We start from the raw sequence: 15,097 nt of genomic DNA, 5'->3' as shown, positions 1-15,097 counted from the left end.
ATCATCGTGGAAGTTCCAGGATCACCCAAAGCCCACCCCCCTCCCGCTCCGCCAGTTCCAGCGTCCCGCCGTGCCCGCGGGCGATATTCGCCGCAATGCTCAACCCCAGCCCATGCCCGCCGCTACTGCGCGACGGGTCCACCTGATAGAAATGCTCGAACACCCGCCCGCGGTGTTCTGCTTCGATCCCCGGCCCGTGGTCGCCGACCTTGATCAGCAAGCGCTGCGCCTCATCGATCACCTCGATGTCCACCGGCCCCGGGGCATAACGGCGGGCGTTATCCAGCAGGTTCTGCAAACAGCGGCGCAATCCGCCCGGATGAGCCAGCAACGGTTGCGCACTGCCGTGAATCCGCAGTTCCCCGCCGAGATCCTCGAAATCCGCCTGCAAGCCCTGCAGCAAGGCATCGATCGCCACCGGTTCCCGGGCATGCTCGAGCTCGCCACTGCGCAGGAAGTCGAGGCTGGCCGCGACCATTTCCTCCATATGCCCGAGGTCATCGCGAAAACGCTGGCGCAGGGTTTCCTCCGGCAGCATCTCGGCGCGCAGGCGCATGCGGGTGATCGGCGTCCTCAGGTCATGGGACACCGCCGCAAAGAACCGCGTGCGCTCGGCAATGCTGTCGATCAGCCGGCGCTGCATGGCATTGAAGGCCTGCGCGGCCTGGCGTACTTCCGCCGGCCCGTCCAGGCTAAGTGGCGGGCGATGAATATCCCGCCCCAGCGCTTCGGCGGCCGCCGCCATCTGCTTCAACGGACGCAACGCCAGGCGCACCGCGAGCAGGGCCACCAGCACCACCGCAAGAATCCGCAGCAGGTAGATGCGCAGGATGTAGTCGAACACCAGCGAACTGATCGAACCGCTGCTCCAGCCCTGGCTTTCCGTAGCCTGGAAGTACAGGGTGCGGCCGTCCGGGGTATGCAGGGAGAAACGCAGGCGCACCCGGGCCTGCTCGCCGTCGAACAGGGTTGCCGGGCCGGCCGGGGCGTCATTGGCCGCCAGCAGCTCAAGGCCCAGCACATGGATCGACGCCGGCTTGCCCAGGCGTTCGGCCACCAGCTGGCGCAGCAGGGTTTCATACATGGGGTCGATATCGGCCTGGTCCGGGGCCTCGGCCAGTCGCTGCCAGCGTGGCGATTCGAAACCGTCGAGCAGCGCGTCCAGTTGTTCCGGGTGCTGCCGTGCCACCTGCACTACATCGGCGATCCGTCCGGCGGCCAGGCGCAGGGGGATTTCCAGCACCTGGGTCTGGCGCACCTCGTGCCAGATGCTGCTGGTCAGCAACTGCGACACCAGCATGCCGCCCACCAGGATCAGCACCAGGCGGCCATGCAGGGAGCGCGGCCAGAAGCGTTTCATTCGCTGACCACCTTGTCGACGCTGAGCATGTAGCCCTCGTTGCGCACCGTGCGGATCAGTGCGCCGCCCTGGCGGGCATTGTCGTTGAAGTGCTGGCGCAGGCGGCTGATGCACACGTCGATGCTGCGGTCGTAGGGCGTGCGTTCGCGATCGAACACATGGTTGAGGAGGAAGTCGCGGCTCAATGGCCGGTTCGGGTGCTGCAGCAACAGGCGCAGCAGGCGGAAGTCCGAAGTGCCGAGGCTGATCACCAGGCCCTCGGGGGAGCGCAACTGGCGGCTGCTGGTATCCAGTTGCCAGCCGGCAAAGGCCAGGTTGCGCACATCGTCCATCCGCGCGCGCTCGGGGAAGGCGTTGGTGCGGCGCAGCACCACCTTGATCCGGGCCAGCAGTTCACGGGGATCGAACGGCTTGCCCAGGTAATCGTCGGCGCCCATCTCCAGGCCGACGATCCGGTCCACCAGGGTGCCCCGGGCAGTGAGCATGATCACCGGGATATTGCTGCGTACCCGCAGGTCACGGCACAGGCTCAGGCCGTCTTCGCCGGGGAGCATCAGGTCGAGGACCACCAGGTCGATCAGTTGGTCGTCGAGGCGTCGGCGCATTTCCCGGCCATCGGCAGCTACCGAAGTGCGAAACCCGGCCTCTTCCAGATAAGTGGAGAGCAACTGGCGGATCTCGGGGTCGTCATCGACGATCAGGATATGCTCGGGTGCGGACATCGGAATGCTTCTCAAGTGGAATTGGCGGACTTTACACCGGGCGGGCGAGGCAAATGTAATGGAATGTGTTGGAGCCGACGGAAGAGGGTGAGCCATTACATTTGCGCAAATAGTGCCATCAGACGCGTGGATAGAATCCGGCGATACAAATGCGACTGATTCACTTTAAGGAAAACCTCGATGTCTCTCGCTTCCTCCCAGCGCCTGCCCGCCACCCTGGCGCCTGCTGTCGGCCTGATGTTCGGTGCCTGCCTGCCGGCGGCGCATGCCGACGAGCAGGTACTGAACCTGCCGGCCACCAACGTCACCGGCAAGCAATCGGCCTACAAGGTCGATGAAGTCACCTCCAGCAAGATCACCACGCCGCTGCTGGATGCGCCGCAAAGCATCACCGTGGTGCCCAAGGCGGTGCTGGAGGAACAGAACGCCCAGAGCCTGCAGGACGTCCTGCGCAATGTGCCGGGCATCACCTTCATGTCCGGTGAGGGTAACCTGGGCTGGGGCGACCTGTTCTCGATCCGTGGCTTCGCCGCGGAGCAGAGCCTGACCGTAGACGGCGTGCGCGATGCCGGCATGTCCAGTCGCAACGACACCTTCAACCTGGAGCAGGCGGAAGTGTTCAAGGGCACCGGCTCCGTGGAGTCCGGCGTCTCGGCGGTGGGCGGCAGCGTCAACCTGGTCAGCAAGCGCGCCCACCTCGGCGACTCCGGCAAGCTCTCCGCCGGGATCGGCACCGACAACTACAAGCGCCTGACCGCCGACGTCAACCGCCAGCTCAACGAGACCACGGCGGTGCGGGTCAACCTGATGAAGCACTACAACGCGGTGTCCGAGCGCGACGAGGTGGACTACGACCGCTGGGGCTTTGCGACTTCCGTGGGCTTCGGCCTGGGTACCGACACCCGGGTCTGGCTGGATGCCTTCTACCAGAAGGACAAGAACACTCCGGACGGCGGCGTGCCGATCCAGCGTGGTACCGATGGCAAGCGCATGCCCGGAGTATCCCGCGATGCCTGGTACGGCGATTCGGACCTGTACACCCAGCGCACCGAAACCCGCTCCCTGACCGGCCTGATCGAACACGACTTCAACGATGACGTGACCCTGCGCAACCAGCTGCGCTGGCAGCAGACCGACAACTGGGCGGTGCTGTCGCCGGCGCGCTTCATTTCGGCCAATGCCGACGGCAGCCGGACTTGTACCGGCACCCGTTGCGCCAGCCTCGGCTATGTCGGCCTTGGCCCGCTGAGCTCGATCAACGGCATCAACGCCTACACCCAGTACGCCAACAGCAACGGTACCGGCTACGCCATCCTGCGCGGCAGCGACTTCGGCCTGTCCAAGCGCTACGAGATCTTCGACAACCAGACCGACCTGCGCTTCAAGCTCGATACCGGCGGCATCCACCATGACGCGGTAACCGGCATCGAGCTGTACCGCGAGTCCTACGGCGGCCTGCACAAGACCATGGAAGTGCCGGACGGCTCGATGTTCTTCGACCTGTCCGACCCAGCCCATCACTTCGCGTCCACCTACACCGACAAGGGCTACGGCGACCCACGCAGCGTGGTGAAGAACGCCGCGGTCTACGCCTCCGACACCCTGACCCTGGACCCGCAATGGCAACTGCTGCTGGCCCTGCGATACGACAGCTGGGAAGCCCAGAGCCAGCGCTCCACCGGCAACAGCAGCAGCCGCGACGACGCCATCGGCGGCCGCGTCGGCCTGGTCTACAAGCCACTGCCCAACGGCAGCATCTATACCTCCTACAGCGAGGCGGCGCAGCCATCGGCGATCGGTGCCACCACCAACAACCAGATCTACGGCGCGGCCAGCACCGAGGACTACAAGCCGGCCAAGTCCAAGACCTACGAGATCGGTACCAAGTGGGAGCTGTTCGATGACAGCCTGAACCTGAATGCCGCGATCTTCCGTACCGAACTGGAAGACAGCTGGGAATACAGCGAAGGCGAAACTTCCCCGGTGCGCGCATTGCCGGCCAAGCGCGTCGATGGTGTGGAACTGGGCCTGCAGGGCGATATCACCGAGCGCTGGTCGGCCTACGCTGGCTTCTCGGCCATGAAAAGCCGCCAGACCAAGGGCGCCAACAAGGGCGAGGAAGCCAAGAACGTTCCCGACCTGACCGCCAACCTGTGGACCAGCTATCAGCTCACCGACAAGCTCGGCCTGAGCTACGGTGCCGACTACGTAGGCCGACGCCGCTACAGCGACAACAAGTATGTCGGTGGCCTGAACAACAACAGCAGCTACGCCAACGGCCCGTCGGGTGTGTACACGATCTACACCCGCGACCACGAGAAGTCTCCGTCTTACTGGCTGCACAGCGTGGCCGCCCGTTACAAGGTGGACAGCCAGACCACGGTCAACCTCAACGTCAGCAACCTGTTCAACACGTTCTACTACAGCCGCGTCGGCGCCTCGCTCGACGGCTTCCAGCTGTACGGCGTGCCGGGTGCCGGCCGGACCCTGACCGCCAGCGTGGACTACAGCTTCTGATGCTGATCGAAATCGACCGGCTGTTCAGCGCCACCGAGCTGGACGACCTGCGCCAACAGCTGTTGGCGCAACCCTGGATCGACGGCAAGGCCACCGCTGGCGTGCAATCGGCCCAGGCCAAGCGCAATCGCCAGCTGGACGAGGACAACCCGGTTGCCCGGCAACTGGGGGACCTGATCCTGCGGCGCCTGTCGGACAACCCGCTGTTCATGTCGGCGGCGTTGCCCAAGCGCATCTATCCGCCCTTGTTCAATCGCTATGGCGGCGGTGAAGGCTTCGGCTTCCACGTCGACAACGCCATTCGCGGGATCAAGGGCGTGCGTGAGCGGGTGCGTACCGATCTGTCGGCGACCCTGTTCCTGGCCGAGCCGGACAGCTACGACGGCGGTGAACTGGTGATCCGCGACACCTTCGGCGAGCGCAGCGTCAAGCTGCCGGTCGGGCACCTGGTGCTGTATCCGGGCAGCAGTCTGCACCGGGTCGAGCCGGTGACACGGGGCGAGCGGATTGCCGCGTTCTTCTGGATCGAAAGTCTGGTGCGCGAGGACAGCCAGCGCAGCCTGCTGCTGGACATGGACGTGGCGATCCAGCGCCTGACCGGGCAGGGCGCCGACCAGGGCTCGCTGCTCGAACTGACTGGCGTCTACCACAACCTGCTGCGGCGCTGGGGCGAAACCTGAACACGCCGCCACCCCCTGTAGGAGCTGGCTTGCCTGCGATGGACCGCGAAGCGGTCCCAAAACCTGCCACGCCGTGTATCTGGATGACTTCAATATCGAGCAAGGCGCCGGCTCGTGCTGGATGGTTTTGGGACCGCCTTGCGGTCCATCGCAGGCAAGCCAGCTCCTACAGGGGGTGGCGTTAACCTGGCGAATTTTGTTTTTACTGAGGAGGCTTTACGTGATCCGACTTCTATCCTGCATGCTCCTGCTCCTCGGCCTGTCCCAGGCCGCCTGTGCCGTCGAAGTCACCGACGTGCTCGGGCGCAAGGTCCAGGTCGAGCATGCCCCGCAACGCATCGTCCTCGGCGAGGGCCGGCTGTTCTTCGCCCTGGCCTTGCTCGACCGGGAAAACCCGTTCCAGCGCGTGGTCGGCTGGCAGAACGATATGCGCCTGCTCGACCCGCACACCTACGAGGTCTACGCCAGGCTGTACCCGCAGATCACCAAGCTGCCTTTGATCGGCCAGGCCTCTGAACAGAGCGTCAGCGCCGAACAGATCCTGGCCCTGAAACCCGACCTGGCGATCTTCAGCATCGCCGGCGAAGGTCCGACCCAGCACAGCCCGGTGGCTGACCTGCTGGAAAAGGCCGGGATCCCGGTGCTGTTCATCGATTTCCGCGTGCACCCGATCCGCAATACCCGGGTCAGCCTGGAAGCCCTCGGCACCTTGCTCGGCCGCGAGCCGCAGGCCCGGGAATACCTGAGCCTGTACGACCGCCATCTGGCCAGGATCACCGAGCGCGTGGCGGGCTTCAAGGACGTGCAACGGCCCAAGGTCTTCCTCGAACTGCTGCCAGGTGTCTGGCAGGCGCCGGGGCATACCACCGGCAAGAGCGGCCTGGGCAGCGTGGTCGAGGCCGTCGGCGGGCATAACATCGCTGCCGACGTGATTCCCGGCGCGCTGGGGGATGTCAGCGTCGAGTACGTGCTCAAGGCCGACCCGGACGTGTATATCGCCACCGGCAACCGCGCGCCGGGTGTATTGCTCGGTGCAGGCGTGAGCGAGCAGACCGCCCGCGACAGCCTGGCGAAGATCACCGCGCGCCCCGAGTTCGCCCCATTGCGGCCGATCCAGTCCGGCCAGGCCCATGGCCTGTGGCATGACTTCTACAACTCGCCGTTCAACATCCTCGCCGTGGAAGCCATGGCGCGCTGGATCCATCCGCAACAGTTCGCCGACCTGGACCCCAGGGCGACCATGGCTGAAATCAATGGACTGCTGAAGGTCGGCCTGGATGGCCAGTACTGGATCGACGCCAAGTGACCGCCATGACCCAGGCGGGTGTGGCCCTGGCCACCCAGCGCTACCGCCGCCTGCTGTGGCGGCGGGCCTGGCTGGTAATTGGCCTGGCCGGTCTGCTGACCCTGTCGGTGCTCGGTGACCTGGCCAGTGGCGCCTCGGGCATGGGCCTGGGGCGCCTGCTCGAAGGCCTCTTCGACCCGGCGCTGCTCAGTGCCACCGACCGGGTGATCATCTGGAACGTGCGCCTGCCGTATTCGCTGATGGCGGTGTTGGTGGGCGCGGCGCTGGCCCTGGCCGGGGCCGAGATGCAGGCGATCCTCGATAATCCGCTGGCCAGCCCGTTCACCCTGGGCGTGTCGTCGGCCGCCGCACTGGGTGCGTCGCTGGCGATCGCCTACCCGCTGAGCATCGCCTGGCTCCAGCCGAGCGTGCAGGTGACGGTAATGGCCTTCGTCTTCGCCTGCCTTTCCGTGGTGTTGCTGCAGGCCATGGCCCGTTTGCGCGGGGCCGGGGTGGAGAGCCTGGTGCTGTTCGGCATCGCCCTGGTGTTCAGCTGCAATGCGCTGGTTTCGCTGCTGCAACTGCTGGCGACCGAAGATGTGCTGCAACAACTAGTGTTCTGGACCTTGGGCAGCCTGGCCCGGGCCGACTGGCAGAAACTGGGCATCCTGGCCCTGGTGCTGGCGGTGCTGCTGCCGTTTTCCCTGCGCGCCGCGCCGGCCCTGACCCTGCTGCGCATGGGCGAGGACCGGGCGCGCAGTTTCGGCGTGGATACCAAGCGTTTGCGTATCGCCTCGCTACTGCGCATCAGCCTGCTCTCGGCCACGGCCGTGGCCTTTGTCGGCACCATCGGTTTCATCGGCCTGGTCGGGCCGCATATCGCCCGCCTGGTGGTGGGTGAAGACCAGCGCTTCCTGCTGCCGGCCAGTGCCCTGGTCGGCGCCTTGCTGCTGTCGCTGTCGTCCATCGCCAGCAAGCTGATCCTGCCCGGGGTCATCGTGCCGGTGGGCATCGTCACCGCATTGGTCGGCGTACCGGTGTTCGTGGTCCTGGTATTCCGTCGGGGGAGAAAACTGTGAGCCTGTCGATCGATGCAGTGTCCGTGGCCTATGGCGCCCGTTCGATCATCCGCGACCTGAGCCTGCCGGACCTGCCGTCAGGCAGCCTGGTGGCGCTGGTCGGGCCCAATGGCGCGGGCAAGTCCACCTTGCTTCGGGCCCTCGCCGGGCTGGAGCGGATGAAGGGACGGGTGAGCCTGGATGGCGAGGATGTGGCGCGGCTGAGTTTCGCCGAGCGTTCCCGGCGCCTGGCCTACATGCCCCAGCAACTGCCGCCGGGGATTGCCCTTGGAGTGCTGGAAAGTATCGTCGCGGCGTTGCGCGTCAGTGGTGGCGAGGACCTGCTCGGGACTGCCTATGACGCCTTGCAGCGGCTGGGGATCGAGCATCTGGCGGAGTATCCGCTGGACAGCCTGTCCGGCGGGCAACGGCAACTGGTGGCGCTGGCCCAGTTGCTGGCGCGCAATCCCCGGGTGTTGCTGCTGGACGAGCCGACCAGTGCGCTGGATCTGCATTACCAGTTGCGGGTCATGGATGCGGTGCGCGAGCGGGTGGTCGCGCACCAGCTGTTGGCGGTGGCCGTGCTGCATGACATCAACCTGGCCGCCAGTCATGCCGACTGGCTGGTGGTGTTGCACCAGGGGCAGGTGGTGGCCAGCGGGACGCCGGAACAGGTGCTTGAGCCTGGGTTGCTGGCCAAGGTGTATGGGGTGGAGGCAAGGGTCGAACGGTGCTCCCGGGATCGCTTGCAGGTGTTGGTGGACCGGGCACTGGCGGTGGGCTGAGGTTTTTGCAGCGTTCTTCAGGGCGCTATCGCTGGCAAGCCAGCTCCCACAGGGCTTTGTGTCGGTCACAGTATTTGCGGCCGACGCAGTCATTGTGGGAGCTGGCTTGCCAGCGATGAGGCCATCAGCCTCTACACGCATTCACCGCCGGAACCCGACCAACCCAAGGCTGCAACTGTTCCAACTGCGCAGCCAGCCCCAGCAACGTCCCTTCCTCGGCAAAGCGCCCGGCGAAATGCGCCCCGATCGGCAGCCCCTCCGGCGTCCAGTACAGCGGCACCGACATCGCCGGCTGCCCGCTGGCATTGAACAGCGCGGTAAACGGCGAATAGCTGTGGAAGTCCTCGATCACTGCGGCCAGGTCCAGCGTGTCATCGAACCGGTCCAGGCTGCCGATCAGCGGCGGCTCGCGGGTAAGCGTCGGCGTCAGGATGAGGTCGTAGTCCTGCAGAAAACCGGCAAGCTGCCGCCCTAACGCATGAATTCCCGCCACCGCCGCCGAATACTGCGCACCGCTGATCCCGCCTTTTTCCCGCAGGATGATCCGGGTGCGAGGCTCCAGTTCTTCCAATGTCACGGGCCGCCCGCGCATCTCACCGAGCAGATCGACGTAACTGCGAGTGCTGGCCCCGATTACATCGAACACCTGGTCGAGAAACGCCAAAGGCTGCACCGGCAAGTGCGCCGGCTCGACCCGGTGCCCGAGCGATTCGCACAAGCGCGCCGCATGTCGCACTGCCGCCACGGCCTCGGGACTGCTGGTCCAGGGCGCCAGGTGCTCGACCAGGGCAATGCGCAACGGCCGGAAGGGCTGGTGCAGGGTGTCGACGAAGGGCATGTCCTGCCAAGGCGCGGCATAAGGGGCGCCGAGGTCGGCACCGGCGGTGATATCCAGCAGCGCGGCGCTGTCGCGCACCGACAGGGTAATAGCGTGAGGCGTGCCCATCCCGGCCCAGCCTTCACCGACCAAGGGGCCGCAAGGCATGCGCCCGCGACTGGGCTTGAGGCCGAACACGCCACAGCAGGAGGCTGGCACGCGCAATGAGCCGCCGCCGTCGTTGCCATGGGCGAAAGGCACCACCCGCGCCGCCACCAGGGCCGCCGCGCCGCCACTGGACCCTCCGGCGCTACGCCGGGTATCCCACGGGTTGCGGGTAGCGCCGAAACGGGTCGATTCGGTGGTGTAGGACGTGCCGAACTCCGGTGAAGTGCTGGTCCCGATAAACTGGCAACCGGCCTCGCGCAGGCGCCCAACCAGCGCGTCGTCGAGGCCCGGGCGCGCTTCGCCCAAGGCCAGGGAGCCGTTGCTCATCCGCGCTTCACGCAAGGGCGAGAACAGGTCCTTGACCAGGGTTGGCACCCCGGAGAAGGCTCCGTCCACCGGGACCGCGCTACGGGCGCTGTCATAGAGCTTTTCGGCAACGGCATTGAGGTGCGGTTCGACCTGTTCGAGGCGGGCAATGGCAGCTTCCAGCAGTTCTTCACGGCTGATCTCGCGGTCGTGGATCAAACCGGCCAGGCCGGTGGCGTCGTGTTGGTCCATCAGGGCTTGAATGTCGTGCATGTTGATTTCCGGATCATTGGGCAGTGGAGGAAGCGCTTGGGCGGATCAGCGTGGCGCCGAGGCCCCAGGCGAAGGCCCCGGCAAGGCTGGCGAAGGCCAGCCAGTGGATGGCACCGCGCAGGTCGGCACCCAGGGCCATGACCAGCAGCGGGCTGGCGAACTGGCCCAGGTACAGGCAGGCAGTGAAGCCGCCAAGGCCGCGCCCCCGGGCCCGGGCGCTCAGGGCATTCATCACCGGGGCCATGGCATTGGGCACCAGCAGACCGGCGCCGACCCCGTGGATCAGCACGGCCCAGAGCACATCGGCGTAGCTGCGCGCGGCGCCCAGCCACCACAGGCCGGCAGCCAGCAAGGCGAGCAGCAGCGCATTGCCGCCACGAATCCCCAGGTAGGTGCGCACCAGCGGCCACAACAGCGATCCGGCGAGACTGGCCAGCAGCCCCAGCCCGGCAGCAAGGCCGATCAGGGTGCTGGAGGTGATGCCGATGCTCACCAGCAGGGCCGGCGCCTGCACCGGGACGATGAAGTTGAGCAGCATGCCGGCGAAGATCAGCAGGTAACCCAGGGCCACGGTGGGTATGGCGCTGCGTGACTGATCGTCCTGCCCGCTGTGCACCTGTCGCTGCGGTTCCCATAACCAGCGCAGCATCGCCGGCACCAGCAGCAGCGGCAGCAGATAGAGATAAAAGGGCGCGCGCCAGCCATGCTCGCCCGCCATACCGCCGATCACGAAGAACAGCGCGCCGACCAGGCCGATGCTGATCACCTGGTAGTTGATCAGGCGCAGGCGCTGTTCGCCCTGCCAGTAGTCAGCGATCAGGGTGGCGCAGCAGGTCATGATTGCCGCCTCGGCGCAGCCGAACAGCAGGCGGCTGATGACGATGGATGGCAGGTCGTGGAGTAACGCCGGCAACACGCCGAGCAGCGCATAGAGCAAGGTGGCGATGATCAGCAGGGCCTTGCGCCCGACCCGGTCGGCGAACCAGCCGGCCAGCGGCGCACAAAGGGCAATGGCCAGGGCCGGGCCGGTGACGGCCAGGGGAATCAGCGCGTCGGCATGGGGGGTGACCGGGCCGAATTCGGCCGCCAGCCGCGGCAGGATCGGCGCGACCATCACCGCGCCCATGATGGTCAGGCTGCTGCCCAGGACCAGGACGGCGCCTTCGCGGCCGACACGAGGAGTGTGTGGGTGCATGTCCGGCTCCTCAGAAACTGTGGGCGAAGCGCAGGGCGACGGTGTAGCCCTCGGCGCGGTTGACTGCGTCAAACTCCTTGTAGGCATGCAGCCAGACTGGCGGCATCCCCGGCTTGAACCAGCTGATCGCCGGGCCCACGGCCAGGACCCGGGCGCGGTTGCCATCGGTGAGGTTCGGGCCGTCGTCATCGCTCAGCTGGCGGTAGTAGTAGCCACCGAGGCCCACGGTCCACGGCCCGAAGTGCTGGCCGACGGCGAACTCATGGCGGTACTCGACGCCGTTGCGGTAGTCGGTGGCGTGGTTGCGGGTGTTGACGTCCACTTCGAAGCTCGACGACAGCTCCAGGCCGCTCGGGCTGATCCAGGTGGCGTTGAGGATCGGCGAGAAGGTCCAGTGATTGAGGCCCGGCGAGACCAGGCGGTCCTTGTCGTAGTCGCCGGTCGGCGCCTGGATCTGCAACTGGGTGTTGATGCCCAGGTTGGGCGCCGGGGTCCATTGCAGGATCAACGGAATCACCTGGGCGTCGGCCTGGCGAAATACCCGGGCATCCCGGGAAATCGTGCCGAAGGGCGTCGGTACGTCCAGCGAGGCGCTCATGCTGAAGAACGGCAGCACGGCGGCGTAGCCGTAGCGCGCACCGAACAGCTCGTGCTCGGTCATGCGCCCGTAGAACGCGCCGATCGACAGGACATCGATGGAGAAATCCACCGGTGCCTTGTTGCCGTCGCCATCCATCAGGCGATTGGCGGAATAAAAGGCAGTGCGCAGGCCGAAAGTGCCGGTCGGGGTGGGAGGCGGGGTGAACCCGGCGCCGAAATCGTAGACCCCGTTGGGCGTGGTGGGCGAGCCGTTTTCCACGGCCATGGCGCTGCTGCTGAGGCACAGCGCGAGGAGCGCTGCGGTTGTCTGGTTGAACATGATGATCCCCGGTGTTGGCGTTGTTGTGCCTCGATCCTGGGGCCGGGGACCCGCGACGGGTTATCCGGAATCGGCACAACCCAGGCTGCGCCGGCGGGTTTGCGAAGGCAGTTCGCCGAACAGCTGGCGGTAATCATTGGCAAAGCGGCTCAGGTGCCAGAAACCCCAGTGAGCGGCGATGTCCTGTACCGGTGCGGGTTGCTCGTCGAGCAGGGCGCGGTGCACGGCATTGAGGCGCACCGCGCGCAAATAGGCGAGGGGGTTGATGCCCAGGGTTTCCTGGAAGCAGTACTGCAACTTGCGCCGGCTGGCACCGATGCGGTTGCACAGCTCGACGATGGACGGCGGGTTGTCCGGGCTGGCCAGCACCACCTCACGGGCGCGGTCGACCATGCGCTTGCGGGCGCTGGGGGCGAGGGGCTGGACATCGTCCTGGTCCACCAGGTCGAGCAGGTGCATCAGCACGGTATCGCGGATGCCGTCGCGGATGGCCTGGTGTCCCAGAAGTGGCGCCTGCAAACCGTTTTCGGCGAACAGGCCGTGGAACAGCTCGATCAGCCCGGTCTGGCTGCCGCCGGCTTGCAAGCGGTAACAGCGGGGCAGGGCATCGAAGTCGAAGCTGTGCTTTTGCTGGTGCAGGGTCTGTTCCAGCAGGGTTTCGTCGATGCTGACGCTGAGCAGGTCGAGGCCAGCGGGGGCGCGCAGTTCGGGCAGGTTCTGTCCGCGCGCCACCAGCAGGTTCTGGCCGTTGATGGCATGGCCGGCGCAGTGGAAGTCGCCCGGATGGGCTTCGAGGGGCATGCTGAAGCTGATCGCGCCTGTCCAGGTCGAGCCGTTCTTGACCATGGCCTGGTTGGCCCGGTCGCGGACCAGTTGCATGCCGTCCAGGCGCAGCTCGCTCAACTGTCCGGCGAAACGCCCGGGCGTGAGCTGGTCATAGCGCAACTGCCAGCCGGCCAGGCGCTCGGCGTGTTCCTCGATATCCAGGGTCTGGTGGTGGTGCAGGACGCTGCTGGGCATTTCGGTAACCGTTTTGCGGGAAAGTGCTGACGAAGCAAGTTTTGCTCCGTAGCGGGTTGCAAAGCGGATGGTTTGCCGAAATCGGATAGTGAGTGCACTGAGAACCCTGTGGGAGCTGGCTTGCCAGCGATGAGGCCAGCCCCGACAACATCTTCGTCAATGCCGGCCAAATCGCTGGCAAGCCAGCTCCCACAGGGTTGGATGTCAACCTTTAGACCTTGAACTGCGCCACCATCCCGTTCAGTTCCACCGCCAGCCGCGACAGGTCCTGCGCCGCCGCGCTGGTCTGGTTGGCACCCGCCGAGGTCTGCATCGACAGGTCACGGATATTCACCAGGTTGCGGTCCACTTCCCGCGCCACCTGGGCCTGCTCTTCCGAGGCACTGGCGATCACCAGGTTGCGCTGGTTGATCGAGGCGATGGCTTCGGCGATCAGTTCCAGCGCTTCACCGGCCGCCTGGGCGATATCCAGGGTGCCGGTAGCGCGACCCTGGCTGCTGTGCATCGCGCCGACCGCACGCTCGGTACCCGTCTGGATCTCGGCGATCATCTGTTCGATCTCGCCGGTGGACTGCTGGGTGCGATGGGCGAGGGCGCGGACTTCGTCGGCAACCACGGCAAAACCACGGCCCGCTTCACCGGCCCGCGCCGCTTCGATGGCCGCATTGAGGGCCAGCAGGTTGGTCTGCCCGGCAATCGAACCGATCACATCCAGCACCCGGCTGATTTCATTGGCACTGGCCGCCAGTTGCTCGATATCCCCGGCCGTGCTGGTCACTTCGCTGACCAGCGCCTGGATCGATTGCAGCGCCTGGTTGACCTGGTCGCGGCCATCGCGGGTGGTCTGGTCGGCGCCCTTGGAGGCGTCGGCCGTGCTGACTGCGTTGTTCGCCACTTCTTCCACGGCCGCAGTCATCTGGTTGACCGCCGTGGCCGCCTGCTCGATTTCCGCGCTCTGCTGGTGCAGGCCGCGGCTGGTGTCTTCAGTGACCGAGTGCAGTTCTTCCGAGGCCGAGGCCAGTTGGTCGGACGACGCGCTGATGCGCGCCAGGGTCGAGCGCAGGCTGTCCTGCATGCGTTTCAGGGCAGTCAGCAGCAGGGCGGGTTCGTCCTGGCCTTCGATGCGGATGTCCTTGGTCAGGTCGCCAGTCGCGACGCGCTCGGCCACCGCCACGGCGTCGGCCAGGGGCACGACGATGCTGCGGGTGAGCAGGGTGGCGATGGCGACCAGGGCGAACATGATCACGACCAGGGCGATGCTGATCAGCAGGAAGGATTCGGCCGAGGCGTCGGCACTGCGCTGGGCAGCCTGTTCGGCCCCTCCGACGTTGTACGTGACCAGGTTGCGCAAGGCGGTCTGCATGGCGTCGGTGGCGTCACTCAGCGGGCCGTTGACCAGTTGCCGGGCATTGTCCATGCGGTTGTTGAGCACCGCATCGGTCACGTTGGCCTGGATGCCGGCATAGCGATCGCGGGCGCTGGCGAAGGCGTTGAACATCTCCCGGTCCTTGGCTTCGAAAATGGTCTTCTCGTATTCATCCAGCGGCTGCTGGATGCCCTGCATCACTTGCTCGGCACGCTTGAGGGTGGCTGCCCGGGCCTCCGGTTGGTCTTCGAGCAGGCTGCGCAGGATGATGGCGCGGACCCGGTTCAGATCGGTGCCGACCTGTCCCATGGTCACCACCGACGGCAGCCAGGTGACGCGGATCTCCGACGAGGCCTTGTCCATCTGTCGGGTCTCGTACAACGAAACCAGGCCGAGAGCCAGAACCAGTAGGCCGAGCACGGTGAACATGCTGGCGGCCCGTTTGCCGATTTTCATTTGCCTGAACTGCATGGGTACTCCTTGGGAAAAATCTGGCAGTCATCGAGCGACTACCCGGTCACACAACGTCGCAGCTCCGGGTTGAAACCGGATAACTGATGCGTTGGCGCCTCTCTTCGATGATGTCAGTTAGACATCGTTCCCCAAGGGTACCCGGTATTGATGAA

The 15,097-nt window shown here is 65.9% G+C and carries 12 protein-coding genes; 5 read left to right on the top strand and 7 right to left on the bottom strand.

Annotated features, from left to right (window positions below):
* Window position 1: 1 nt before the first annotated feature.
* A complete protein-coding gene (locus tag AC2CQI_RS06230; RefSeq protein WP_484579550.1) occupies window positions 2-1,360 on the bottom strand; it encodes a sensor histidine kinase in 1,359 nt (452 codons plus the stop codon).
* Window positions 1,357-2,082, bottom strand: a complete 726-nt coding sequence (locus AC2CQI_RS06225; protein ID WP_075805679.1) for a response regulator — start codon at window positions 2,080-2,082, stop codon at window positions 1,357-1,359. Before AC2CQI_RS06225 ends, AC2CQI_RS06230 begins: the two co-directional genes overlap by 4 nt.
* Before the next feature lie 180 nt (window positions 2,083-2,262).
* On the opposite strand from AC2CQI_RS06225, the gene AC2CQI_RS06220 reads away from it, so the two are divergent.
* From AC2CQI_RS06220 to AC2CQI_RS06200, 5 genes are all read left to right on the top strand, one after another.
* On the top strand, window positions 2,263-4,599 hold the full coding sequence (locus tag AC2CQI_RS06220) for a TonB-dependent receptor (RefSeq protein WP_484579549.1): 2,337 nt from the start codon (window positions 2,263-2,265) through the stop codon (window positions 4,597-4,599).
* Entirely contained in the window at window positions 4,599-5,279 is a 681-nt protein-coding gene (locus AC2CQI_RS06215; RefSeq protein WP_484579548.1) for a Fe2+-dependent dioxygenase, read from the top strand. The genes AC2CQI_RS06220 and AC2CQI_RS06215 overlap by 1 nt, the downstream gene beginning before the upstream one ends.
* A gap of 241 nt (window positions 5,280-5,520) precedes the next feature.
* A complete protein-coding gene (locus tag AC2CQI_RS06210; RefSeq protein ID WP_484580590.1) occupies window positions 5,521-6,585 on the top strand; it encodes an ABC transporter substrate-binding protein in 1,065 nt (354 codons plus the stop codon).
* Between the two features lie 5 nt (window positions 6,586-6,590).
* Window positions 6,591-7,643 carry a FecCD family ABC transporter permease gene (locus tag AC2CQI_RS06205; protein WP_484580589.1) on the top strand — a complete coding sequence of 351 codons (1,053 nt, stop codon included), beginning with the start codon at window positions 6,591-6,593 and terminating at the stop codon, window positions 7,641-7,643.
* Window positions 7,640-8,407, top strand: a complete 768-nt coding sequence (locus AC2CQI_RS06200; protein WP_075805683.1) for an ABC transporter ATP-binding protein — start codon at window positions 7,640-7,642, stop codon at window positions 8,405-8,407. The genes AC2CQI_RS06205 and AC2CQI_RS06200 overlap by 4 nt, the downstream gene beginning before the upstream one ends.
* Window positions 8,408-8,531: 124 nt before the next feature.
* Here AC2CQI_RS06200 and AC2CQI_RS06195 read toward each other — a convergent pair whose 3' ends face one another.
* The 5 genes from AC2CQI_RS06195 to AC2CQI_RS06175 all read right to left on the bottom strand — a co-directional run bounded on the left by AC2CQI_RS06195 (window position 8,532) and on the right by AC2CQI_RS06175 (window position 14,900).
* On the bottom strand, window positions 8,532-9,971 hold the full coding sequence (locus AC2CQI_RS06195; RefSeq protein ID WP_484579547.1) for an amidase: 1,440 nt from the start codon (window positions 9,969-9,971) through the stop codon (window positions 8,532-8,534).
* 13 nt (window positions 9,972-9,984) lie between these two features.
* Window positions 9,985-11,166 carry an MFS transporter gene (locus tag AC2CQI_RS06190; protein WP_484579546.1) on the bottom strand — a complete coding sequence of 394 codons (1,182 nt, stop codon included), beginning with the start codon at window positions 11,164-11,166 and terminating at the stop codon, window positions 9,985-9,987.
* A 10-nt stretch (window positions 11,167-11,176) separates the two neighbouring features.
* Complete coding sequence (locus AC2CQI_RS06185; protein WP_484579545.1) at window positions 11,177-12,085, bottom strand: SphA family protein; 909 nt, start codon at window positions 12,083-12,085, stop codon at window positions 11,177-11,179.
* A 60-nt stretch (window positions 12,086-12,145) separates the two neighbouring features.
* Window positions 12,146-13,105, bottom strand: coding sequence for a helix-turn-helix domain-containing protein (locus AC2CQI_RS06180; RefSeq protein WP_484579544.1), 960 nt, complete (start codon window positions 13,103-13,105; stop codon window positions 12,146-12,148).
* A 211-nt stretch (window positions 13,106-13,316) separates the two neighbouring features.
* Complete coding sequence (locus AC2CQI_RS06175; protein ID WP_484580588.1) at window positions 13,317-14,900, bottom strand: methyl-accepting chemotaxis protein; 1,584 nt, start codon at window positions 14,898-14,900, stop codon at window positions 13,317-13,319.
* Window positions 14,901-15,097: the final 197 nt, after the last annotated feature.

This window comes from Pseudomonas sp. P2S-1 (assembly GCF_057197725.1).
Note: the sequence above shows the minus strand (reverse complement) of the source record. Positions and strands in the feature narration are given on the sequence as shown.